The organism is Parapedomonas caeni (assembly GCF_041060555.1).
Classification (GTDB): domain Bacteria; phylum Pseudomonadota; class Alphaproteobacteria; order Sphingomonadales; family Sphingomonadaceae; genus CAUJIW01.
Genome location: NZ_JBEUDS010000003.1, coordinates 16,399 through 37,667 on the forward strand (window position 1 = coordinate 16,399; position 21,269 = coordinate 37,667).

Sequence of the window (21,269 nt, forward strand, 5' to 3'; positions counted from 1 at the left end):
GAGTAATCGCATGGCTGAGGGGAAGCCGAAGCTGCTGGTGGTCGAGGACGACCCGGGACTTCAGCGCCAGCTCAAGTGGTCCTACGAGGGGTATGAGGTGCTGATCGCCGGCGACCGGGCGACAGCGATCGAGTTGTTGCGCGCCGAGGAGCCGAAGGTCGCGACCCTTGATCTGGGGCTGCCGCCGGATCCCGACGGTACCAGCGAGGGCTTCGCCACGCTGCAGGAGATTCTGCGTCTCAAGCCCGACACCAAAGTGATCGTCGCGTCCGGTCACGGGGCTCGGGAAAGCGCGCTCAAGGCCATCGCGCTGGGCGCGTATGACTTTTACCAGAAGCCGGTGGATTTCGACGAGCTGGGCCTGATCGTCAAACGGGCCTTCCACGTGAAGGCGCTGGAGGACGAGAACCGCCGGCTGACGGAGAGCGTGCCCAGCAGCTTGCCGGGCGGCATCATCACCGCGTCGCCCAATATGCTCAAGGTCTGCCAGATGGTGGAGCGGGTGGCCGGCACCGACGTGTCGGTCATGCTGCTGGGGGCCTCCGGTACCGGCAAGGAGCTGCTGGCGCGCGGCCTGCATCAGGCCAGCCGCAGGGCCAAGGGACCGTTCATCGCCATCAACTGCGCGGCCATTCCCGAGAACCTGCTTGAAGCCGAGCTGTTCGGCTACGAGAAGGGCGCCTTCACCGGCGCCATCAAGACCACCGAGGGCAAGATCGAGCTGGCTCAGAAGGGGACTCTGTTCCTTGACGAAGTCGGCGACATACCTCTGCCATTGCAGGTGAAGTTGCTTCGCTTCATTCAGGAACGGGTGATCGAGCGCATCGGGGGGCGCAAGCCCATTGATGTGGATGTCCGCATCGTCTGTGCCACCCATCGCAACCTGACGCAGATGATCGCCGAGGAGCGGTTCCGCGAGGATCTTTATTATCGGCTTGCGGAAATCGTCGTCACCATCCCGTCACTCGCCGAGCGCGATGGTGACGCGACGCTGCTGGCGCACCACTTTCTCAATCGCTTCAATCGTGAACTGGGTCGCTCGCACAAGGGGTTCACGCCGGACGCTCTTGCCGCGCTTAACAGCTGGAAATGGCCCGGCAACGTGCGCGAACTGGAAAACCGTCTGAAGCGTGCCGTCATCATGTCGGAGGGCAATCGGTTATCCGCAGCCGATCTTGATCTCGACGACAAGGATGCCGACACCGAAATGCTCAACCTCAAACAGGTGCGGGAGGAAGCCGATCGACGCGCCATTCGTCAGGCTCTTGCACGCGCCGACGGCAATATCACGAACGCTGCCAAACTGCTGGGGATCAGCCGGCCGACCTTTTACGACCTGCTGCGCCAGTATAGCATAAAGGTTTGACCATGCCCTTTGCCTTCAACGCGCTGAACGGAGAGTTCCTCATGTCGCGCCTCAAGATCGTCACCCGCAACAGCCTGCTGGCCGCCGTCGCGGTCACGGCGACCGCCGTCACCATCCCGCTGGCGTCGCCCGCCCGGGCGGATGCGTCGACCTCGGCCGCCGGCGCCCTGTCCAAGGCGCAGACCCATTACAATCGAGGCGATTATCGAGCCGCGATGATCGAGCTGAAGAACGCGCTCAGGGCCAACCCGAAGAACGCCCAGGCGCGCGTGCTGCAGGCGCAGGTTTATCTGCGCATGCAGCAGGGCATCGCCGCCCAGACGGAAGTGGAAGCCGCCCGCCGTGCCGGTGTGTCCAAGGACAATACCCGTCACCTGATGGCCGAGGCCATGGTGTTGCAGCGCCGCTTCAATGACGCGCTGGAGGAAACCCGCGCTGGCACCGTGCCTGCCACCCATGCCGCCGAGGCCGCCCGTGTGCGCGGCCTGGCCTACCTCGGCTTGCGGCAAATGGACAAGGCCCGGGAGGAGCTGACCAAGTCAGACCAGCTCAATCCGCGCAACGTCCAGACCAAGCTCGACCTGTCGCGCTACTATGGCGCCAACCGTGACCGGGCGAACGCCGAACTGAACGTCGATCGTGCGTTGCAGCTTGACCCGCGCAACGTCAAGGCGCTGGTGATGAAGGGCGACATCGTTCGCGCGACCCAGGGGCTGGAAAAGGCGCTGCCGCTGTTCAGCCAGGCCTTGCAGATCGACCCGCGCAGTCTTGAGGCGCTGCTGGAGCGTGCCGCGACCTATACCGACCTGCGGCGTGACAAGGAGGCGATGGATGACCTCAAGCGGGTGCAGGCGCTGGTGCCGGATCATCCGCTGTCATTCTATCTCCAGGCGGTGATGCAGACCCGTGCCCGCAAGTTCCAGGAAGCCCTGGCGCTGATGGGCCGCACCAAGGGGCTGCTCAACAATTATCCGCCGGCGATGCTGCTGCAGGGCGTCATCGCCTATGAGACCAACAATTTGCAGCAGGCACAGACGTTCCTGTCGAAGCTGCTGGAAGTTGCACCCGGGCATGATCTGGCCCGGCGTCTCTATGGTGCCACCCTGCTGCGCAACGGCGACCCCGATGGCGCGCTGAAGGCGCTCAGGCCGCTGCTCGACAGAGGTGCCAAGGATTCCCGGTTGCTGGCACTGGTGGCCTCGGCTCATGCCCGCAAAGGGGACTTCGACGAGTCGGAGAAATTCCTGCAGCAGGCCGTCGCCGCCGAACCGGACCAGGCTTTGCTGCGTACCCAGCTGGCGATGACGCGCGTGGCCCAGGGCGACACCATGTCTGCCTCCCGCGATCTTGACGCCGTTCTCAAGGAAGATCCCAAGTCACTTCAGGCGCTGATGATGTCGGCACTGGTGAACATGCGCTCAGGCGATTTCAAGAAGGGCCTCGCCGCCGCCGAACGGCTGGTGAAGACCTATCCGGATCTCGCCATCGGCTACAACATGCGCGGCGCCGCCTACCTCGGGCAGAGCAAGTACAAGGAGGCGGAAGCCAACTTCCGCACCGCCATCCAGAAGAAGCCAAGCTATCACGAGGCACGGCGCAATCTGGCTCAGCTGCTGGCGGCGCAGGGCAAGTATGAGGAGGCCAAGCGCGAGTTGCAGCGGGCGCTGGAGGCGGACTCCAACAACGTCAAGACGCTGGTGGCGCTGGCCAATCTCTCCGGCATGCAGGGCAAGAGGAAGGAGAAGGTCGACTGGCTGCGCAAAGCGGTGGCCGCCGCTCCCCAGACCATGGGACCGCGCGCCCAGCTGGTGCAGGCCTACATGGAGACCGGTGACACCAAGTCGGCGTTGACCGAGGCCTCGGCACTGGATCGTGACTTCAGCTCCGACCCGCGCGCGGTCGACGTGGTGGGGCGTGCCCAGGCTGCCGCCAAGCAGTACACGGCCGCCGCCGGAACCTTCGAGCGCCTGACCCGGCTGATGCCGGATTCGGTGGGCGCGCGCGTGCTCTATGCCCGCGCCCTGTCCTCCGACAACCGGACCGATGCCGCGCGCCGGGCCTATGTGTCGGCGCTGTCGATCAAGGGTCAGGACACCAGCCAGGTGCTGCTTGACCTGATGGCGCTGGAGGCGCGGGCCGGCAACTTCGACAAAGCTGTGGGCTACGCCAACCAGCTGAAGAAGGAGTATCCCAAGAAGAACGTCGCCGACGCGACCCTGGGCAACCTCTACATGTCCGCCAAGCAGTGGGCGAAAGCGGCGCAGTCTTACGAGGCGGCCCGCGCCAGGGGCTTCAACAAGCTGGTGGCGATCAACCTGTCGCAGGCCTATGTCAACATGGGGCAGCCGGCCAAGGGCATCGCGGTGCTGCAGGACTGGCTGAAGCGGCAACCGAAGGATCTGGGCGCCCGGATCGCCATCTCCGACATCCACATGCGCAACAAGCAATACAAGGAAGCGCTGGCGCAATATACGGCGATGGGACCGGCGGCCAGCAAGAACGCACTGGTGCAGAACAACATCGCCTGGATCTACGGCGAGATGGGTGACAAGCGCGCGATTCCGACCGCCGAGGCCGCCGCCCGGCTGGCGCCGGATTCACCGGAGATCGCCGATACCCTCGGCTATATGCTGGTGACAAAGGGTGGCGACGTGAAACGCGGCCTGCTGCTGTTGCAGAAGGCGGCCGAGAAAATGCCCAACGATCCCAACGTCCGCTATCATCTCGCGCTTGCATACCGGGCGAATGGCCGCCCGCGCGACGCCGCCCGCGAACTGGAAGCTATCCTGAACAAATACAAGAACTTCGATAGCATTGTACAGGCGCGCTCGGTGCTGCAGGCGATCAAGACCACGGGCCGCTGATCCCGCGGACGGCAACTACCCAGCATGCCGGACGGCCACTGTCCGGCATGATGCCGGGTCTGGTTCCGCGCTGCCTTTGGCGGCCGGATCCGGGCCCGGTTTGCTGTCGGGCCTTTACTGTCGGGCGACGGAACCGCCACGGCATCCGGAAGCGCCCCGAACACTGCGGTGTGCGCGGGGCGGCGCCATATAGGCGTCTTGCATGGCGCAAGACGCGTCCGGCAACGTCCGTGGTGCTGCCGCCTTTGATGCTGCTGTCTGGAATTTCGGGGGGTGTTACTGGTCGGAGCGGCGGGATTCGAACCCACGACCCCCAGACCCCCAGTCTGATGCGCTACCAGGCTGCGCTACGCTCCGACCACGCAGGCCTTCTAAGGAGATGGGGGGCATTGTGCAAGCCCCCTGCCGCGTTCGCTCCCAAATCATGCCGCGTCGGCGGCTCATCCTGTTGGTCTCTGTCACGAATCGCCGTCGCCGCCGCTTGCGCGCACGCGATGCGACCGGTCAACGGTCGCTATGCGCTGCAGCCGCCCGAGCGGGCATGGTTAAGCTTTTGATGTCGCGTCAGAATTGGTGCCGCCGCCGGGCATTCTCGTGCAAGGCGCCGGAGTGGAATGCGCATGAATCCCTGCATTGCACCATTATTTATCGATATGCGTAAAAATGATGGACAGTTCTTCGCATTGATCCTATGTTCCCGCGCAATTCGCTGTGGCAAGGCGTAAAATCAACGTGGGAGGAATATCAATGGCATCTTCAATGACGTCCGCGGCTGTGCGTCGGGTCCGCCTGCTCTCCATGCTGGTGGCAGGAGCGTCCGCACTGGCTCTGGTTGTGCCGGCCGCGGTGGCGCAGACAGCCAGTGTCGGTCTTGAGGAGATTGTCGTCACGGCCCAGAAGCGGGCGGAGAATGTGCAGGAAGTGCCGATCGCGATCTCGGCGGTGACCGGCGAGTTCATCGACTCGCGCGATATCAGTTCGATTGATCGCCTTGGGTCCCTGGCGCCGAACGTCAAGATCGAACGCGCCCCCAGCAGCAAGACGATCTCGCAGATTTCCATTCGCGGCTCGGTGACCATCAATCCGGCCATCACCTGGGAGCCGGCGGTCGGCCTGTATCTCGATGGCATCTACATCGCCAAGGCGCAGGGTTCGATCTTTGATGTTGCCGACCTGGAACGCATCGAGGTGCTGCGTGGGCCGCAAGGCACGCTCTATGGTCGCAACACGCTGGCGGGTGCCGTCAACCTGATCACCAAGAAACCGTCCGGCGAGCTGGGCGGATCATTCACCGCCACCTACGGCAACTATGATCAGTGGAAGCTCGGGGGATCGCTTGACCTCCCCAGGTTCGGCATCTTCAGCGCCAAGATATCGGGCGAGATCAAGAAGCGGGACGGCTTCGTCAAAGTGGTGCCCAACACCGTGCCCAACGTCTTTCTCGCCGGGCCGCCGGCCGTGGATGAGGTCAGCAACCTCGATGGCAAGAGCGGCCTCGTGCAGCTGCGCGCCGAACCCTCCGACTGGCTGACTGTCGATTACATGTTCGATATCAGTGAGTATGATCAGCAGCCCGACTATGCGCAGCTGGTTCACATCAATCGCAATGGCGACCCGCGCGACATCTTTGATCCCAACTCGCCCGGCTACCCCTTTGGCGGCCTGTATTTCCCGCTTGATCTCTATGAGAACAGCAAGCGGCAGACAGTTGCGAGCCTTGATGCCGACCCGCATCGGGAATACTCCAGAACCTGGGGTCATGCCCTGACCATCGAGGCCGATCTCGGCAGCGCGGTGCTGAAGTCGATCACCTCGTACCGGGACTTGAAGTGGCAGGATAATCTGGATCTGGACGGCTCGCCGCTGCCGGTGGCGTTCACGCAACGCTTCACCGATTACGACGCCTTCAGTCAGGAGTTGCAGCTCGCCGGCGACGCCGGTCGCCTGAACTATGTGGTTGGCCTCTACTACTTCGATGACTCGGCCTATACCAGCAATCCGCAGCGGTTCTTCGCCGGAGGCGCCGTTTACGATTCTCGCTACGGCTCCGACACCACGGCATTTGCCGCCTACAGCCAGTTCGATTTCTCGTTGACGGACCAGATCACCTTGACCGGTGGCCTGCGCTATACCCATGAGAAGAAGGATATCGAGCGCTATTTCGCCATTCTCGCCGATTCGGCCATCGACCCGGAATATCTGCCGCTGACGGTGCTGGATGTTGCCAAGGGAGACGTGCCGGACGCCAAGTACAACACGATGACCCCATCGTTCGTCGTGCGCTACGAGCCGCACAAGGGGCTGAACGTCTACGCGAAATATGCTCGCGGCTTCAAGTCGGGCGGCTTCAATGGCGAGACCAGCTCCATTGACGAACTGCTGCAGCCCTATGATCCGGAAAAGGTCGACTCCTATGAAGTCGGCATGAAGTCGCGTCTGCTCGACGGGCGTCTGCAACTCAACCTTGCGGCGTTCTGGGATGAGCACAAGGATATCCAGCTGTCGGTGTTCACCGGCCGCAATGCAGCGGAGTCCTTCGTGCTCAATGCCGCCCGGGCACGCATCCGCGGTCTGGAAATCGAGTCGACCATGAAGCCGAGCGACAACCTGCTGGTCAGCGCCGCCTTCGCCTATCTCGATGCCAAGTACCTGTCCTACATCGATGGCGGGGTGGACGTCTCCGACAACCGGGCATTCCCGCACACGCCGAAATACACCGCGTCGGTGAGCGCCGACTGGACGGCCTGGCAGGGGGACATGGGCAAACTCAACCTCATCGCCGACATGAGCTTCGTCTCGAAATACTACACCTATCCCTATGCCTTGCGGACGGAGGCGGCATCCGACCAGATCGCCAGCAACACCCGGTCGCAAGGGCGCACGATCGTCGATCTGCGAGCGACATTGAGCGAAATTCCGGTCGGGTCTGCCGAAGCCAAGGTCTCGTTGTGGGTGCGTAATCTGTTCAAGGAGGACAACCCGCAGAATTTCATCGACTTCGGCCCCAATTTCGGCGGCTTGACGGTTGGCTATTTCCCCGATCCCCGGACCTACGGTCTGACTGTCGGCGTCAATTTCTGACCTCGTGATTATGCAGGTCGCGACCCGGCCTGCCCGATAGCAAACGACGGCCATCTTACGGATGGCCGTCGTTTGTGCGTTGTACGGCCACCCGCCGCAAGCTCTTGTGCCCGCTGGCATCTTTGGGGATAGTTGGCGCCTGTTGGCAGGCAATACGACGGCGGCTCGGCTCGACGGGATGGGGTTTTTTCCTATCATGCTGATGTTATTTGTTATTGTTTTTACTTGGGGGTGGGATGACGGATCGAATGGCGCCACGATGGCGATGCCGCCGCCGGGCATGGTTGGTTGAGGGCGGCAATGGCTGACCTGCAGGGAGTTGACATGGCAGTGCTCACCCAGGCGCTGCGCCGGCGCTGGCGGCGCGACGCGATGGTGACGGCCGTGACGGCGCTGTCGGCTGGCGCTGCCTCGGACACGTTCGCCGTCGATGTCGCCCTGAACGAGGAGTTGCGTTCGCTGATCTTCCAGCGGTCACCCAGTGGTGGCCCGGTGGAGGGGGCCTTGCCAAAATATGTGCAGGCGCGGTTGCAGCGGCGGGTGCAGGAGCACGGTCTGCCGGTGGCTGAGGTGGTCTGCATTCTCGAACCGGAGGACCGGCTGGGTCAGGGGTTCCTGATGCAGCGGGTGGCGGGCGAAAGCCTGGCACCAAAATATCTGCGGGACGATACCTTCGCGCCGGCGCGTGCCGTCATGGCCCAGCAATGTGGTTCCATTCTCGCCCGGCTGCACGCACTGCCGACTGACCTGTTCAAGGACTTGCCGCTCGCCCGCGCGTCAACCACCGACCAGATCGCGCGGCTGGAGGCCATGTATCGCGGTTTCGATGTCGATCTGCCGGTGTTCGAACTTGCCTTCTCGTGGCTTAAGCGACATGTCCCGCCGCCGGTCGGCACTGCCCTCGTCCATGGGGATTTCCGCTCCGGCAATTTCCTGGTCCAGCCCGCCGAGGGCATCGTCGCGGTGCTCGACTGGGAACTGGCGCATATCGGCGACCCGCTGGAGGATCTGGGCTGGCTGTGCGTCAACAGCTGGCGGTTCGGCAACTGGCGGCTGCCGGTGGGCGGCTTCGGCGACCGGGAGGATCTGTATGCGGCCTACCAGGCGGCCGGAGGCCATATTGACCGGCCGGCGATGTGGTTCTGGGAAATCTATGGCACGCTGCGCTGGGGATTGAGCTGCCTGCAACTGGCGCACCAGCACCTTTCCGGCAGTGTGGTGTCGGTGGAGCGTGCGGCGATCGGTCGGCGGGTGTCGGAGACGGAAATCGACCTGCTGCACCTGATCGACAAGGGTACGATCTGAACAAGGGCGGAACGCATGGCCATTCCCAACGCGGTTGATCTTGTCCAGGCGGTGCGGCGTTTCCTGGAACAGGAGATCGCCCACGACCTCAAGGGGCGCAAGGCCTTTCACGCCAAGGTGGCGGCCAATGCACTGGCCATTGTCGAGCGCGAACTGAGCCACAACCTGCCGCTGATCGAGCGGGAAGCCTATGGCGCACTGCTCGGTCGTCAGGGCAGCGCCAAGGCGCTGCGCCAGGCGCTGTGCGCGGCGATCCGCGACGGCGCGCTGGACGACCGTTCTCCCGGAGTGCTCGACGCGCTCAAGGCCGTGACGGTCGCCCGCATGGCGGTCGACAATCCGAAATATTCCACCTTCCTGCGGATGACCAGTCGCTGAACCTGCTCGTCTCCCGTCTTGGGACGGCGGCCGTCAGGCCGCGGCGTGGGCGACCACGGCATCGGCGAGTCGGCCCACCAGCTCGGTATGGTGGTCGAAACGGGCCTCATAGGTGCCGGCACCCTCGGTGAGCGAGCGAAGCTCGATGATGAGGTCGTGCAGCTCCGCTTCCGGCATGTGGGCATCCACCGTGTCCCAGCCCGGCCAGCCGTCCCGGACGTCAAAGCCGAGAATATGGCCGCGCCGGGTGCTGATGATCTGGTTGGCCTTGGCAGTGTAGACCGACGGCACATGGATGCGCACCAGCTGGATTGGTTCCAGCAGCACTGGCGCGCACAGGGGCAGGGCTTCGGCGATGGCTTGCCGGCCGACGGTCTGGAAGGCCATGTCGGAAGAGTCCACCGCGTGGAACTTGCCGTCGGTCAGCGTCACCGCCACGTCGACCACCGGGAAGCCCAGCGGACCGCGCTTCAGCCCCGCCCGCACGCCTTCCTCGACGCTGGGAATGTACTGGCGCGGGATGGCGCCGCCGGTGATGCGGTCGGTAAAGCTGAAGCCTGTCGGCGCCACCTGCGGCTGAACCTCGATCGTCACGTCGCCGAACTGGCCGTGACCGCCCGACTGCTTCTTGTGACGGGCGTGGTGAGTGACACCCTTGCGGATGGTCTCGCGATAGGCGACCTGCGGCCGGTGGGTGCGGACGTCGAGCCCGAAGCGCGATTTCAGCCGCTCCAGCGTCACCGCCAGATGCACCTCGCCCTGGCCTGAGAGCAGCAGTTCGCCGGTCTCCCCGTGATGGACGAACGACAGCGACGGATCCTCCTCGGCGAGCTTGGCCAGCGCGCCGGAGAGCTTCACCTCGTCGTTGCGGTTGGCCAGCGACAAGGCGACGGTGAACACCGGTGTCAATGGCGCCAGCACCGGCAGGGCAGGGCCGCCCAGGGTTTGTCCGGTCGCCGCCATATCCAGCTTGCCCAACCCCACCAGGTCGCCGGCCCTGGCGCTCGCCAGCTTTTCGGGTGTCTGGCCGTTGACCTTGAACAGGCCGGCGACGCGCTGGCCATCGAGGGTGTCGCCCTCCTTCAGGGCGCCGCGCAGCAGGCGCGTCACGGACAGCTTGCCGCCATGGGGCGTATGAATGGTCTTGAGCACCAGACCCAGCGGTCCATCCTCGGCAGTGACGCCCAGGCGTGCTTGCGACATCTCCAGTGGCGGCAGTTCATGGCGTAACGCCTTGAGCAGGCGGCGGGTACCTTCGTCGAGCGTCGCGGCCGCCAGAAGCACCGGCGCGATCTTGCCCTGCTGCACGTCCAGCGCCAGATCGTGGAACACCTCGTCGTGGCTCGGTGTCAGGTTGTCCAGCAGTTCTTCCAGCAAATGGTCGTCGAAGTCGGCGAGCTGTTCCAGCATCGCCATCCGGTCGGAGAGCACCCGTTCGCGCAATACCTCGGGCAGGGGGATGATCTCGGATGGCTGGCCGGGTCGGTAGAGGTGGGCCTGTTCGGCGGCGAGGTCGACGTAGCCGGTGATATGGCCTTCCTCGCGGATGGGGATGTGGCGCAACACGACGGGCGCGCCCGAGACGCTGGCCAGCGCCTCGACAGCGGCACGGATCGAGCCCTGCGCCTTATCGACCTTGTTGAAGACGATGAAACGCGGCAGTCGGAGCTGTTCGATGGCGTGGAGCAGCGGTGCCAGGGTGAAGATGCGGGCATCGTCGGGTTCGGTGACGATGATGGCGGCATCGACGCCGGGCAGGACGCTCAAGGTTTCCTGCAGGAACTCCACCGAGCCGGGGCAGTCGATGAACGCATACCGTTCGCCCATGAACTCGGTGTGGGCGACGTTGAGCTCGACGCCCATCTCGCGGGTGCGCGCTTCCGGGGAGGTGTCACCGAACACCCGCGTGCCGGGTCGTCGGGTCAGCTGGCCGGTGACAGCGAGGATGCTTTCGAGCAAGCTGGTCTTGCCCGACTGGTAAGGACCCACCAACGCAACGACACGCACTTCCCCATGACCGAATGATGCCATGACGCTCTCCCCTATGGCCGGCACCGTGGCGCGAAGGACGCTAGCTCAATTGCCGAGGTTCTGGGCGCCACGGGGAAACAGTGGCTGACGCGGCGACTATAGCCTGCTTGGCCGGCGGGCGCGACCCCGCCCTGTCGGCTTTGGCAGGCGGCGCGCTGACATGCCGCGCCTATGGTGCGGGCGCTCAGGAGTCCGGTGGAGGAGAGGAAAGGCATGGCGACGATGCGGCAATGGGTGCTGGCGGATCGCCCGACCGGGCGGCCACTCAAGGAGGACGACTGGGCGCTGCGCGCGGTCCCGGTGCCGGAACCGGCGGACGGCCAGTTTCTGGTGCGGCTGCTGTGGCTCGGCTTCGACCCCGCGCAGAAGGGCTGGATGGAGAACGTCGCCGATTATGTGGCGCCGATGGCGCTGGGCGATGTCATGCGTGGCTCCGGCGTCGGTCAGGTGGTGCGCTCCCGTCATCCCGATTTTGCGGAGGGCGCCCTGGTGGCAGGCCAGTTCGGCTGGCAGGAATTTGCCCTGAGCGACGGTCGCGACGTTGATCCGGTGCTGCCGGGCGTGCCGCCGACGGCGATGCTGGGGGTGCTGGGGCTGACCGGCCTTACCGCCTATTGCGGCCTGTTCAAGCTCGGCGAGCCTATCGCTGGCGATACGGTTCTAGTGTCGGGGGCGGCGGGCGCCACCGGGTCGGTGGTCGGGCAGCTGGCCCGCCTGGCTGGCTGTCGGGTGGTCGGCATCGCCGGTGGCGCCGACAAGTGCGCCTGGCTGACCGGGGAGCTGGGCTATGACGCCGCCATTGACTACAAGGCCGGCCCGATCCGTCCCCGTCTCAAGGCACTGCTGCCTGGCGGCGCCGACGTGGTTTACGACAATGTCGGCGGTGCCATCCTCAACGACATGCTGGCGCACATCGCCACCGGCGCCCGGGTGGTGATCTGCGGCGGCATCTCCCGCTATCAGACCGGGCGGATGCCGGCCGGGCCGGAGAATTATTTCAACCTGGTGTTCCGCCGCGCCACCATGCGCGGCTTCATCGTGCTCGACTGGGCCGCCGAGTTTCCCGCCATCCGGCGCCGGCTGGCTGGCTTTATCGCCGACGGTCGGCTGCAATACCGCGAGGACATCCAGCACGGCTTCGAGAACGCCCCGCGCACGTTGATGCGACTGTTCGAGGGCGCCAATTTCGGCAAGCAGCTGCTGCAGCTGGCCGAGCCGGCCTGAGGTCCGAACCCGCCATCGCCACGATGGGGGGCTCGCCCGGGCGGCGATTGCGCCCGTGCCGGGCCTGCGCCATCATCCGCGCCGATGCCCGTCGGGATCGCGGGCTGTGACAGCCATGGGCCCTGTGGGGCCAGAGTAGGGGGAGACGCATGTCGCTGGTTTTTTACGGATTGCCGCTGTCGCCATTTGTCATGCGCGTGGCCATGGCCGCGCGCCTGAAGGGGCTCGATCTGCCGATGACGCCACCGCCGGGTGGTTTCGGGTCGGAGGAATATCGCAAGGTCAACCCGCTGGGTAAAATCCCCTCGCTGGAGATCGACGGCCGGGTGCTGCCGGAGTCGGAGGTGATCTGCGAATATCTCGACGATCTGCACCCGACGCCGGCGCTGCGCCCCGCCGACCCGGAAGCGCGTGCCCGTAACCGGCTGCTGTCGCGGGTGGCGGACATCTACGTGATGAACCCGATGCTGCCGATCTTCCGCAACCTCGATCCGGCCACCCGCGACCCGGCGGCCATCGCCACGGCGGTCGCCGACAGCCTGGCCGGGCTCGACAAGCTGGAGGCCTTCATCCAGCCGGGGCCGTGCGCGCAGGGCGACACGCTGACCCTGGCTGATTGCGCGCTGGTGCCGATCCTGCTGTTCGTCGAGAAAGTACCGCCGATGTTCGGTGGTCCGGCCGACAGTTTCGCCGGCCGGCCGAAGGTCGCCGCCTACTGGCAGGCGGTGCAGGCCAATCCGGTGGCTGCTGGCATTCTGGCCGAGATGAAGGCGGCGCTGGCGGCGGTGGGCTTCTGACAGGCGACGGTAGGGCAAAGGGGCGACCCCGGTGGGGCCGCCCCTTGTCGTGAACGCCGATCGCCAGGGCTATTGAGCCGTCAGGCCGCCATCGACGACGAATTCCGCGCCGGTGATGTACTTGGCATCGTCGGAGGCGAGGAAGGCGATCATGGCGCCGATGTCCTCCGGCTGGCCCAGATCGCCCATCGGAATCGCCTGCTTGATGATGTCGAACTGTTCCGGATTGTCGCGCATGGCGACCTTCTGCATGTCGGTCCAGATCGAGCCCGGGTGCACCGAGTTGACGCGGATGTGTTCGCGCGCGCTTTCCATGGCGATGGTCTTGGTCATCAGCCGGATGCCGCCCTTGCTCGCGGAGTAGGCGGCGGTGCCCGGCACGCCGATCAGGCCGGCGACCGACGACAGGTTGATGATCGAGCCGCCGCGACCCTGCTTGCGCATCTGGGCCAGTCCTGCCCGGCAGCCGTAGAACACGCTGGTGAGGTTGACGTCGATCTGCTTGTGCCAGTCGGCGGCGGTGACCACGTCCATCATCCGCAGCACCGCGATGCCGGCGTTGTTGACCAGAATGTCGAGGCTGCCGAACTGGCTGACGGTGGCGTCGATTACCGCCGCCCATTGCGCTTCATCGGTAACGTCCTGCGCCATGGCGGCGGCCTGGTGGCCGGCCGCGCGCAGCTCGGCGGCCCGGGCCTCGACGCCGGCGACATCGAGATCGGTCAGCATCAGGCGGGCGCCTTCCTGCGCCAGCCGCTGGGCGGTGGCGAAACCCAGGCCGCCCGCGGATGCCGCGCCGGTGACCAGCGCGACCTTGCCGTTCAATCCCTTCATGTTGCTCTCCCCTCAAGGTTCTGGCGATGGTGCCGCCGGTGGCGGCCGTGCGCATCGGCTTGTCTGTCCGGTCCGCAACCTGCCCGACGGGCGGCGGCGCGCCTATCGGCCAAAAAGAATAGGGCGCCCGGGACGAGCGGCAACCGGTCGTCTTAGTGGATTTGACAGTGGGCGGTGCGCGCCCCGGGGCTTATCTCGGAAGCGTGGAAGTAACGCAGGATCGCGCCATGTCTAGCACGTCGCAACAGCGCCCCATCGCCGAGGGCCTCTTCACCTGGCCGGCGGCCGAGCCGCGCCTGATCGGCGGGCGTAACCGCGAGACCGGCCGGATCGTCTTTCCCATGCCCACCGGCAACGAGGCGGCCCGCTACGAGGCAGTGGCGCTCGGTCGACAGGGCACCTTGTGGTCGTGGACCGTGCAGCGCTTCCTGCCCAAGTCGCCGCCCTATGCCGGGCCGGAGACGCCGGAGACCTTCCGCCCCTATGCGCTGGGCTATGTCGAGCTGCCGGGCGAGGTGATCGTCGAGAGCCGGCTGGTGGACGTCGACCCGGAGACCCTGCGCATCGGCCAGCCGATGGAGCTGACGATCGTGCCGTTCAAGACCACCGCCGAGGGTGTCGAGGTGTTCACTTACGCCTTCCGCCCCGCCACCTGACAGGACAAGACCCATGGACGTATGCATCGTCGGCATCGGCATTCACCCCTTCGGACGCACCGAGGGCGTCAGCGGGCTGGAACAGGGGGTGTTCGCCGCCCGCCAGGCACTCGCCGATGCCGGTCTCGACTGGGCCGATGTCAACTGCGCCTATGGCGGTTCGGATGCTTCCGGCAAGGCCGACATCATGGTCAACCATCTCGGCCTGACCGGTTTGCAGTTCATCAACGTCGCCAATGGCTGCGCCACCGGCGGCAGCGCGCTGTTCGGCGCCTATTCGGCCATCAAGTCGGGCGAGTTCGAGGTCGCCATGGCGGTGGGCTTCGACAAGCATCCGCGCGGCAGTTTCGACCCCAATCCGGCCGACTGGGGCCTGCCGCAATGGTATGGCGACACCGGCTTCATGCTGACGACCCAATTCTTCGCCGCCAAGATTCAGCGCTACATGGCGCTGCACGGCATTTCCCGCCAGAGCCTGGCGCTGGTGGCCGAGAAGGCGTTCCACAATGGCGCGCTGGCGCCGCACAGCTGGCGCAAGCAGCCGGTGGACGTCGACACCATTCTCAACAGCCAGATGGTCAATGACCCGCTGACCAAGTTCATGTTCTGCTCGCCCGCCGAGGGCGGCGTGGCGCTGCTTCTCGCCTCGGAGCAGCGCGCCAGGGCGCTGGGCGTGCCGCTGGTGCGGCTGAAGGCGGCGATCGTCCGCTCGCGCCAGCAGGGCTCGTTCGAGGTGTTCGCGCCGTCGATCGACGTCGAGCGCGGGCTGGGCGCGACGCCGATCGCCTCGCGGGCGGCGTTCGAGGCCGCGGGCGTCGGTCCGGAGGATGTCGATGTCGCCCAGCTGCAGGACACCGAGTCGGGTGCCGAGATCATGCACATGGCGGAAAACGGCTTCTGCGCCGATGGCGACCAGGAAAAGTGGCTGACGGAGCGGGCGACGTGGATCGGCGGGCGCCTGCCGGTCAATACCGATGGCGGCTGTCTGGCCTGCGGTGAGCCGATTGGCGCGTCGGGTCTGCGCCAGGTCTATGAGAACGTGGTGCAGCTGCGCGGCGCCGGCGGTGCCCGCCAGGTGCCGGGCACGCCGCGCATCGCCTATAGTCATGTCTATGGCGCGCCGGGCATCTCCGGCGTCACCATATTGGAACGCTGAAACGAACGGCCTGAGGGAGGACGAACATCATGGACCTGAAACTGAAGGGCAAGACCGCGCTGGTCACTGGCTCCACCAAGGGCATCGGCCGCCGCATCGCCGATCTGCTGGCCGACGAGGGCGCCAACGTCGGCATATGCGCCCGCAACGCCGAGGAAGTCGCCGCCACCGTCAAGGCGCTGGAGGCCAGGGGTGTCAAGGCATTCGGCCAGACCGTCGATGTTGGCGACAAGGACGCGCTGCTGGGCTGGATCAACGCCGCCAGCGACGCGCTGGGCGGGCTGGACGTGTTCGTCTCCAACGTCTCGGCCGGCGGCGGCATGGAGGGCGATGCCTCCTGGCAGAAGAACTTCGACTATGACCTGATGCCGACGGTGCGCGGTGTCGAGGCCGCCAGCGCGCTGATGGAAAAGCAGGGCGGCGGCTCGATCGTGCTGATCTCCTCCACCGCCGCCATCGAGACCTTCATCGCGCCCCAGGCCTACAACGCCATCAAGGCCGCGCTCATCACTTACGCCAAGCAGCTGAGCCAGGCGCTGGCGGCCAAGAACATCCGGGTCAACACGGTGTCGCCGGGCCCGATCTATTTCGCCGGCGGCGCCTGGGCGTGGATCGAGTCCGAAATGCCCGACCTCTACAAGGCAACGCTCGCCCAGCAGCCCAACGGCCGCATGGGCACACCGGAGGAAGTGGCCAGCGCGGTCGCCTTCCTGGCCGGCGAGGCTTCAAGCTGGATCACCGGCGTCAACCTGGTGGTCGATGGCGGCTTCACCAAGCGGGTGCAGTTCTGATGGCCAGTCGCAAGACGGTCTATTTCGTCGCCTCGGGCAAGTATCACGACATCGACTTTGCCCGGCTGGAGGTGCTGAAGCTGCTGGCCGAGCACGACTATATCCGCACCATCGTGGCGCCGGACTATGCCGACACCGCGGCGATCGCGGCCAGCGATTTCCTGATTTCCTATACCTGCGACGTGGTGCCGACGGCCGAACAGACCCAGGTGCTGCGAGATTATGTCGCCAGCGGCAAGCGCTGGTTCGCGCTGCACGGCACCAACTCCATCCTGCGCTTCCTGGCCAATGGTTTGGTGGACGCGCCGGAGGAGAACAACCCGTTCATGGAGCTGCTGGGCACCCAGTTCAAGGCCCACCCGCCGATCGGCCCGTTCAAGGTCGAGGTGGTGGACAAGGCCCACCCGCTGACCCAGGGCATCGATGATTTCGAGGTGGTGGACGAGCTCTACCTGTCCAAGCCGTTCGGGCCGATCCGCACGCTGATGAAGACCCGTTTCAAGGGAGAGGCGACCGGCTTCGTCGATGCCCAGTGGGACACCGATGACGTGCCGCTTTTCTATCTGCGCGATTTCGGCCAGGGCGCGGTGCTCTACATCACCCTGGGTCATTGCCGGGGTCATTATGACCTGCCTACCCTGGTGCCCTATTACCCGCACCCCGAGCGGTGTGCCTGGAATTACCCTGTGTACTACGATCTGCTGCGCCGTGGCATCCGCTGGGCGTTGCAGGAGTTCTGAGAGTAACGCCCATGGATATGTCCTTCTCCGCCGAGGAACTGGCCTTTCGTGACGAGGTGCGGGCCTTCCTGCGCGACAACCTGCCCGATCAGTTGCGGGTCGCCACCCACAACACCACCAGCGTGTTCGTCGAGAAGGACGTCAATCTCGAATGGCAGCGTATTCTCCACGCCAGGGGGTGGCTTGCCTACCAGTGGCCGGTCGAGGTCGGTGGTACCGGCTGGTCGCCGGTGCAGCGTTATATTTTCGAGAGCGAGTGCGCGCGCGCCGGCGCGCCGACGCTGGTCGCGCTCAGCATGAAGCTGGTGGCGCCGGTCATCTACACCTTCGGCACGCCCGAACAGAAGGCGCATTTCCTGCCGCGCATCCTGTCGGGCGACGACTACTGGTGCCAGGGCTTCTCGGAGCCGGGGTCGGGGTCGGATCTGGCCAGCCTGAAGACGCGGGCTGAACTGCAGGGCGACCACTATGTGGTCAATGGCACCAAGATCTGGACCACCCACGCGCATCACGCCAACTGGCTGTTCTGCCTGGTCAAGACCGATACCACGGTGAAGCCGCAGCGGGGCATCACCTTCCTGCTGATCGACATGAACCAGCCCGGCATCGAGGTGCGGCCGATCATCACCATGGCTGGTGACCACGATGTCAATCAGGTGTTCCTCGACAATGTGAAGGTGCCGGTCGCCCATCGCGTCGGTGCCGAGGGGCAGGGGTGGGATATCGCCAAGTTCCTGCTGGAGAACGAGCGCGGCGGCGCCTGGCACGCGCCGGGACTGATCGCCCAGTTCGAGAGCATCCGCGCCTCGGCGACCGGTCGCCCGAGCAGCCGACCGGGCGTGCCGCTGACCGACGATCCGGCGTTCGCCGCCAAGGCGGCCCGCCTTGAGCTGGAACTTTCGGCCTTCGAGATGATCGAGATGCGCATCCTCGGCGAGATGGCGCAGGGCCGGCGGCCGGGGCCGCAGACCTCGGTGGTCAAGCTGCTGGCCTCCAACCTGCATCAGGCAATCGACCAGTTCCGCCTCGACGTGTTCGGTTACGACGCGCTGCAACTGGAAACCCGGCGGCCGCTCTACGGCAATGACCGGCCGGAAGCCATTGGCGATCCGGACGCGCAGCTGGCCATGCCGGCCTATCTCAACAGCCGGGCCTGGACGATTTTCGGCGGCACCAACGAGGTGCAGAAAAGCATCATCGCCAAGACCGTGCTCGGGCTCTGATCCGGGGTATGAGGACAGGAATGCGAAAGCCGCCCGGTGTGAAGCCGGGCGGCTTGCTGAATGGGCATGGCCCCCAGGTCAGTTGGCGACCTCGACCTTGTTGAGTTCTTCCAGCAGACGCACCACATCCTCGGATGCGACCTCGACCTTATTGATCTCGGCCAGCGCTTCCTCCTCGCGCCCCTCGGCGTACAGACGGGCGGCCTCCTTGCCGTGCCTGTGGACCAGGGCATGCGGGCCTTCCAGTTCAGCGAAAGCGTGGCTGCACCGGTAGGGCGCGGCGGCGTCGCTGTAGTACCACTTGCCCAGCCGACAATGACGATGGTCGGACAGTTCATCGGCGTTGAGCTTCAGCCTGCCGTTCCACATGGCGACCAGGCGCTTTTTCCACATCACATGGTCGGCCTTGGCCAGCCGGATGATCTTGCCCTCGAAGGTCAGCTTGCTGATGGCGCGCAACTGCGGGCCGATGCCGGCTTCAAGTTGCTCCATGGCGGTGACCATGGCTTCCGATTGTTCGAGATTCTGCCGCGTCTTCTCGACGATGGTGTAGACACCGCCGGAGACCTCAGCCGCCGCCTGATTCTGTTGCTCGACGATGTCGGCGATATCGCCGATGCGGTCGGTCATCGCCTCCACCCGCTGGCCGATGGCCTGGATGCGTTCGCCGACATCGGTCACCAGCGCGAAACCTTCCTCGCTGTACTGGCTGACGGCACCGATACTGCCGACGATGTCGTTGACGTCCTTGCACAGCTCGCCGATACGGGTCTTGATCTCTTCCGCAGCGCCGGAAGCCTGCTGGGCAAGGTTCTTCACCTCGCCGGCGACGACCGCGAAGCCGCGACCGGCTTCACCGGCGCGCGAGGCCTCGATGGTGGCGTTGAGCGCCAGCAGCCGGGTCTGGGCGGCGATGACCTCGATCGAGCGGACAATGTCGCCGATCTGGGCGGTAGCCTTGCCCAGCGTCTCGACGCGCTCCCGCGTCACCGTGAAGGCCTCGACGATCTTCTCCATGGCGGTGACCGCCTGGCCAGTCTCGGCGACGCCGACCTTGGTCGCTTCCTGGACCTCGCTCGCCTCCTCGGCGGCGGTCTGGCAGTTGCGGTTGATCTCGCCGATGGACGCGACCATTTCCTCCACCGCCGCCGCCATGGTCTGGGTTTGGCCGGATACTTCCGAAGACGCGCTCAGCAGCCGGGCAGTGGCGATGGTCGTGTTGTTGGCGTGGATGCAGACATCGACGATATGGTCGGTGTTGTGCTGGGCATCATCATGCAGCTTTTCGCAAAGCTGCTGCAGAGCCTCGGCCAGCGGGCCATCCCGATGTTCCGGCCTGATCTTCAGGTCGCCGGCCAGCAGCCCCTGGATGCACCGCAGCGCATCCACATAATGCATGTCGAGCGTCGGGTCCGACTGACCGGCTTCGAAGGTGTCGGCGACAAGCGCCTGAAGTGCGGCGGCACCACTCATTGTTATCCCCCCTTATGATTCGCGCGGGTGTTCCCGCATCGGCATAGGGCGGTGATGGTAAAGAGATGGTGAACCAATTTGACAATACGGTGACGTCACGCCCTGGCGTGAGAAACCGGGTTGCCGGTCAGGCGGTGGCGAGCGCGTTGTAGCGTTCGATCTGGCAGGCGGCGTCGCCAAACAGGGTGGCAATCATCACCATGCGCTTGTGCAGATGGCTGACCACCAGCTCGTCGGTGGTGCCCATGCCGCCATGGAGCTGGATCGCCTCGTGGCCGAGCTTGAGACCGGCCTCGCTGATGAACGCCTTGGTGCCGGCGACGGTCCGCATCCAGGCGGCGCGACCAACCTCGGCGGAATCGGTCATCACGGCCTTGTAGAGCAGACCGCGCGACTGTTCGAGCCCGACATAGCCGTCGGCCATGCGGTGCTGGACGGCCTGGAAGGCGCCAATCGCCTGGCCGAACTGGTTGCGGGTCTTGACGTAGTCCAGCGTGGCGTCGAACAGCGCCGACATCAGGCCGATCGCCTCCCCGCACAGGGCGAGGCTGGTTTCCGTCACACTGTCCTCGAACGCCACCCAGGCGTCGCCTTCCGGGCCTAGCAGCGCCGTTGACGGCAAGGCTGTGCCATGGAAATCGACCTCCGAGGCGCTCTGGCCATCGGCGGTGCGATAATGCCGCCAGCCAAGCCCCGGCGTGTCGGCCGGTACCAGGAACAGTGACAGGCCGTCCGTGGCGTCGGTGGCGCCACTGGTACGGGCGAGCACCAGCAGGGCATCGGCGGTCTCGGCGTGCAGCACCAGCGTCTTCTGGCCATCGAGCGTCCAGCCGTCACTGGTACGCCGGGCGGTGGTGGCGACATGGGCGAGGTTGAAGCGACCGGTCCGCTCGGCATGGGCGACCGCCAGGCGCAAGTCACCGCCGATGATCCGGCCCGCCAGGTCGACGCGGCGCGGGTCGGCCGCCAGCCGGCGCAGCAGGCCGCCGGCGAACACCACCGTGGTGATGAACGGCTCCACCAGCAGGCCGCGGCCCATGGCCTCCATCACCACCATCAGGTCGGTGAAGCTGCCGTCCAGCCCACCGTCATCGGCCGGGAAGGGCAGGGCCAGGATGCCGAGTTCCGCCAGCAGCCGCCAGTTGCCGGCACTGAAGCCACCCGGCTCGGCGAGATAACGCCGGCGCTTTTCCAGATCGTAGTGATCCTCCAGGAAGCGCTCGATGCTGGCTTTGAGCAGGGTCTGGTCTTCGGTGAGGTCGAAATTCATCACACAGCCTTACGCATTGACGGCTGACGCCGGGGACTTGTGTCCGGTGGTCAGTGCCGGTCGTGCGGGAGCGGCCGGGA

General features: G+C 65.4%; 17 protein-coding genes and 1 tRNA gene. 13 read left to right on the plus strand and 5 right to left on the minus strand.

The window, feature by feature from the left end:
- The first annotated feature begins 10 nt into the window (after positions 1 to 10).
- Both prsR and prsT read left to right on the plus strand, forming a co-directional pair.
- Complete coding sequence (gene prsR / locus ABU113_RS03195; RefSeq protein ID WP_454558035.1) at positions 11 to 1,366, plus strand: PEP-CTERM-box response regulator transcription factor; 1,356 nt, start codon at positions 11 to 13, stop codon at positions 1,364 to 1,366.
- Positions 1,367 to 1,407: 41 nt separating this feature from the next.
- Positions 1,408 to 4,230: an XrtA/PEP-CTERM system TPR-repeat protein PrsT gene (gene prsT / locus ABU113_RS03200; protein WP_454558036.1), complete on the plus strand. Its 2,823-nt coding sequence runs from the start codon at positions 1,408 to 1,410 to the stop codon at positions 4,228 to 4,230.
- Between the two features lie 280 nt (positions 4,231 to 4,510).
- Here the strand turns inward: prsT and ABU113_RS03205 are convergent.
- Positions 4,511 to 4,587 (minus strand) — tRNA-Pro (locus tag ABU113_RS03205).
- A 402-nt stretch (positions 4,588 to 4,989) separates the two neighbouring features.
- Here ABU113_RS03205 and ABU113_RS03210 point away from each other — a divergent pair.
- From ABU113_RS03210 to ABU113_RS03225, 4 genes are all read left to right on the plus strand, one after another.
- Positions 4,990 to 7,311: a TonB-dependent receptor gene (locus ABU113_RS03210; protein WP_454558037.1), complete on the plus strand. Its 2,322-nt coding sequence runs from the start codon at positions 4,990 to 4,992 to the stop codon at positions 7,309 to 7,311.
- Between the two features lie 61 nt (positions 7,312 to 7,372).
- Positions 7,373 to 7,603, plus strand: a complete 231-nt coding sequence (locus tag ABU113_RS03215) for a hypothetical protein (protein ID WP_454558038.1) — start codon at positions 7,373 to 7,375, stop codon at positions 7,601 to 7,603.
- Between the two features lie 32 nt (positions 7,604 to 7,635).
- Positions 7,636 to 8,616: a phosphotransferase family protein gene (locus tag ABU113_RS03220; protein WP_454558039.1), complete on the plus strand. Its 981-nt coding sequence runs from the start codon at positions 7,636 to 7,638 to the stop codon at positions 8,614 to 8,616.
- 15 nt (positions 8,617 to 8,631) lie between these two features.
- Positions 8,632 to 8,994: a DUF6285 domain-containing protein gene (locus tag ABU113_RS03225; protein ID WP_454558040.1), complete on the plus strand. Its 363-nt coding sequence runs from the start codon at positions 8,632 to 8,634 to the stop codon at positions 8,992 to 8,994.
- 33 nt (positions 8,995 to 9,027) lie between these two features.
- Here the strand turns inward: ABU113_RS03225 and ABU113_RS03230 are convergent, their stop codons facing one another.
- Positions 9,028 to 11,025 (minus strand): elongation factor G, encoded by a 1,998-nt coding sequence (locus tag ABU113_RS03230; RefSeq protein ID WP_454558041.1) that lies wholly within the window; start codon positions 11,023 to 11,025, stop codon positions 9,028 to 9,030.
- A 213-nt stretch (positions 11,026 to 11,238) separates the two neighbouring features.
- Here ABU113_RS03230 and ABU113_RS03235 point away from each other — a divergent pair, with 213 nt between their 5' ends.
- Both ABU113_RS03235 and ABU113_RS03240 read left to right on the plus strand, forming a co-directional pair.
- Positions 11,239 to 12,249 carry an NADP-dependent oxidoreductase gene (locus tag ABU113_RS03235; RefSeq protein WP_454558042.1) on the plus strand — a complete coding sequence of 337 codons (1,011 nt, stop codon included), beginning with the start codon at positions 11,239 to 11,241 and terminating at the stop codon, positions 12,247 to 12,249.
- A gap of 149 nt (positions 12,250 to 12,398) precedes the next feature.
- Positions 12,399 to 13,046 (plus strand): glutathione S-transferase family protein, encoded by a 648-nt coding sequence (locus ABU113_RS03240; RefSeq protein ID WP_454558043.1) that lies wholly within the window; start codon positions 12,399 to 12,401, stop codon positions 13,044 to 13,046.
- A 69-nt stretch (positions 13,047 to 13,115) separates the two neighbouring features.
- Here ABU113_RS03240 and ABU113_RS03245 read toward each other — a convergent pair whose 3' ends face one another.
- Positions 13,116 to 13,880, minus strand: a complete 765-nt coding sequence (locus tag ABU113_RS03245; protein WP_454558044.1) for an SDR family NAD(P)-dependent oxidoreductase — start codon at positions 13,878 to 13,880, stop codon at positions 13,116 to 13,118.
- Between the two features lie 227 nt (positions 13,881 to 14,107).
- Here ABU113_RS03245 and ABU113_RS03250 point away from each other — a divergent pair, with 227 nt between their 5' ends.
- Genes ABU113_RS03250 through ABU113_RS03270 form a run of 5 tightly spaced genes read left to right on the plus strand, consistent with a single transcriptional unit; the run spans position 14,108 to position 18,446 of the window.
- Complete coding sequence (locus tag ABU113_RS03250; RefSeq protein ID WP_454558045.1) at positions 14,108 to 14,536, plus strand: Zn-ribbon domain-containing OB-fold protein; 429 nt, start codon at positions 14,108 to 14,110, stop codon at positions 14,534 to 14,536.
- Positions 14,537 to 14,549: 13 nt separating this feature from the next.
- Entirely contained in the window at positions 14,550 to 15,692 is a 1,143-nt protein-coding gene (locus ABU113_RS03255; RefSeq protein WP_454558046.1) for a thiolase family protein, read from the plus strand.
- A gap of 29 nt (positions 15,693 to 15,721) precedes the next feature.
- A complete protein-coding gene (locus tag ABU113_RS03260; RefSeq protein WP_454558047.1) occupies positions 15,722 to 16,483 on the plus strand; it encodes an SDR family NAD(P)-dependent oxidoreductase in 762 nt (253 codons plus the stop codon).
- The gene (locus ABU113_RS03265; RefSeq protein ID WP_454558048.1) at positions 16,483 to 17,223 is read left to right on the plus strand and encodes a ThuA domain-containing protein; all 741 of its coding nucleotides are present in this window, start codon (positions 16,483 to 16,485) and stop codon (positions 17,221 to 17,223) included. The genes ABU113_RS03260 and ABU113_RS03265 overlap by 1 nt, the downstream gene beginning before the upstream one ends.
- Positions 17,224 to 17,234: 11 nt before the next feature.
- Positions 17,235 to 18,446 carry an acyl-CoA dehydrogenase family protein gene (locus ABU113_RS03270; protein ID WP_454558049.1) on the plus strand — a complete coding sequence of 404 codons (1,212 nt, stop codon included), beginning with the start codon at positions 17,235 to 17,237 and terminating at the stop codon, positions 18,444 to 18,446.
- Positions 18,447 to 18,524: 78 nt separating this feature from the next.
- Here ABU113_RS03270 and ABU113_RS03275 read toward each other — a convergent pair whose 3' ends face one another.
- Positions 18,525 to 19,919: a methyl-accepting chemotaxis protein gene (locus ABU113_RS03275; protein WP_454558050.1), complete on the minus strand. Its 1,395-nt coding sequence runs from the start codon at positions 19,917 to 19,919 to the stop codon at positions 18,525 to 18,527.
- Between the two features lie 127 nt (positions 19,920 to 20,046).
- Positions 20,047 to 21,189 carry an acyl-CoA dehydrogenase family protein gene (locus ABU113_RS03280; protein WP_454558051.1) on the minus strand — a complete coding sequence of 381 codons (1,143 nt, stop codon included), beginning with the start codon at positions 21,187 to 21,189 and terminating at the stop codon, positions 20,047 to 20,049.
- Between the last annotated feature and the right edge of the window lie 80 nt (positions 21,190 to 21,269).

Coding starts and splice junctions, on each gene's coding strand:
- prsR (WP_454558035.1), top strand. CDS start 11: ATGGCTGAGGGGAAGCCGAAGCTGCTGGTGGTCGAGGACGACCCGGGA.
- prsT (WP_454558036.1), top strand. CDS start 1,408: ATGTCGCGCCTCAAGATCGTCACCCGCAACAGCCTGCTGGCCGCCGTC.
- ABU113_RS03210 (WP_454558037.1), top strand. CDS start 4,990: ATGACGTCCGCGGCTGTGCGTCGGGTCCGCCTGCTCTCCATGCTGGTG.
- ABU113_RS03215 (WP_454558038.1), top strand. CDS start 7,373: ATGGCCGTCGTTTGTGCGTTGTACGGCCACCCGCCGCAAGCTCTTGTG.
- ABU113_RS03220 (WP_454558039.1), top strand. CDS start 7,636: ATGGCAGTGCTCACCCAGGCGCTGCGCCGGCGCTGGCGGCGCGACGCG.
- ABU113_RS03225 (WP_454558040.1), top strand. CDS start 8,632: ATGGCCATTCCCAACGCGGTTGATCTTGTCCAGGCGGTGCGGCGTTTC.
- ABU113_RS03230 (WP_454558041.1), bottom strand. CDS start 11,025: ATGGCATCATTCGGTCATGGGGAAGTGCGTGTCGTTGCGTTGGTGGGT.
- ABU113_RS03235 (WP_454558042.1), top strand. CDS start 11,239: ATGGCGACGATGCGGCAATGGGTGCTGGCGGATCGCCCGACCGGGCGG.
- ABU113_RS03240 (WP_454558043.1), top strand. CDS start 12,399: ATGTCGCTGGTTTTTTACGGATTGCCGCTGTCGCCATTTGTCATGCGC.
- ABU113_RS03245 (WP_454558044.1), bottom strand. CDS start 13,880: ATGAAGGGATTGAACGGCAAGGTCGCGCTGGTCACCGGCGCGGCATCC.
- ABU113_RS03250 (WP_454558045.1), top strand. CDS start 14,108: ATGTCTAGCACGTCGCAACAGCGCCCCATCGCCGAGGGCCTCTTCACC.
- ABU113_RS03255 (WP_454558046.1), top strand. CDS start 14,550: ATGGACGTATGCATCGTCGGCATCGGCATTCACCCCTTCGGACGCACC.
- ABU113_RS03260 (WP_454558047.1), top strand. CDS start 15,722: ATGGACCTGAAACTGAAGGGCAAGACCGCGCTGGTCACTGGCTCCACC.
- ABU113_RS03265 (WP_454558048.1), top strand. CDS start 16,483: ATGGCCAGTCGCAAGACGGTCTATTTCGTCGCCTCGGGCAAGTATCAC.
- ABU113_RS03270 (WP_454558049.1), top strand. CDS start 17,235: ATGGATATGTCCTTCTCCGCCGAGGAACTGGCCTTTCGTGACGAGGTG.
- ABU113_RS03275 (WP_454558050.1), bottom strand. CDS start 19,919: ATGAGTGGTGCCGCCGCACTTCAGGCGCTTGTCGCCGACACCTTCGAA.
- ABU113_RS03280 (WP_454558051.1), bottom strand. CDS start 21,189: ATGAATTTCGACCTCACCGAAGACCAGACCCTGCTCAAAGCCAGCATC.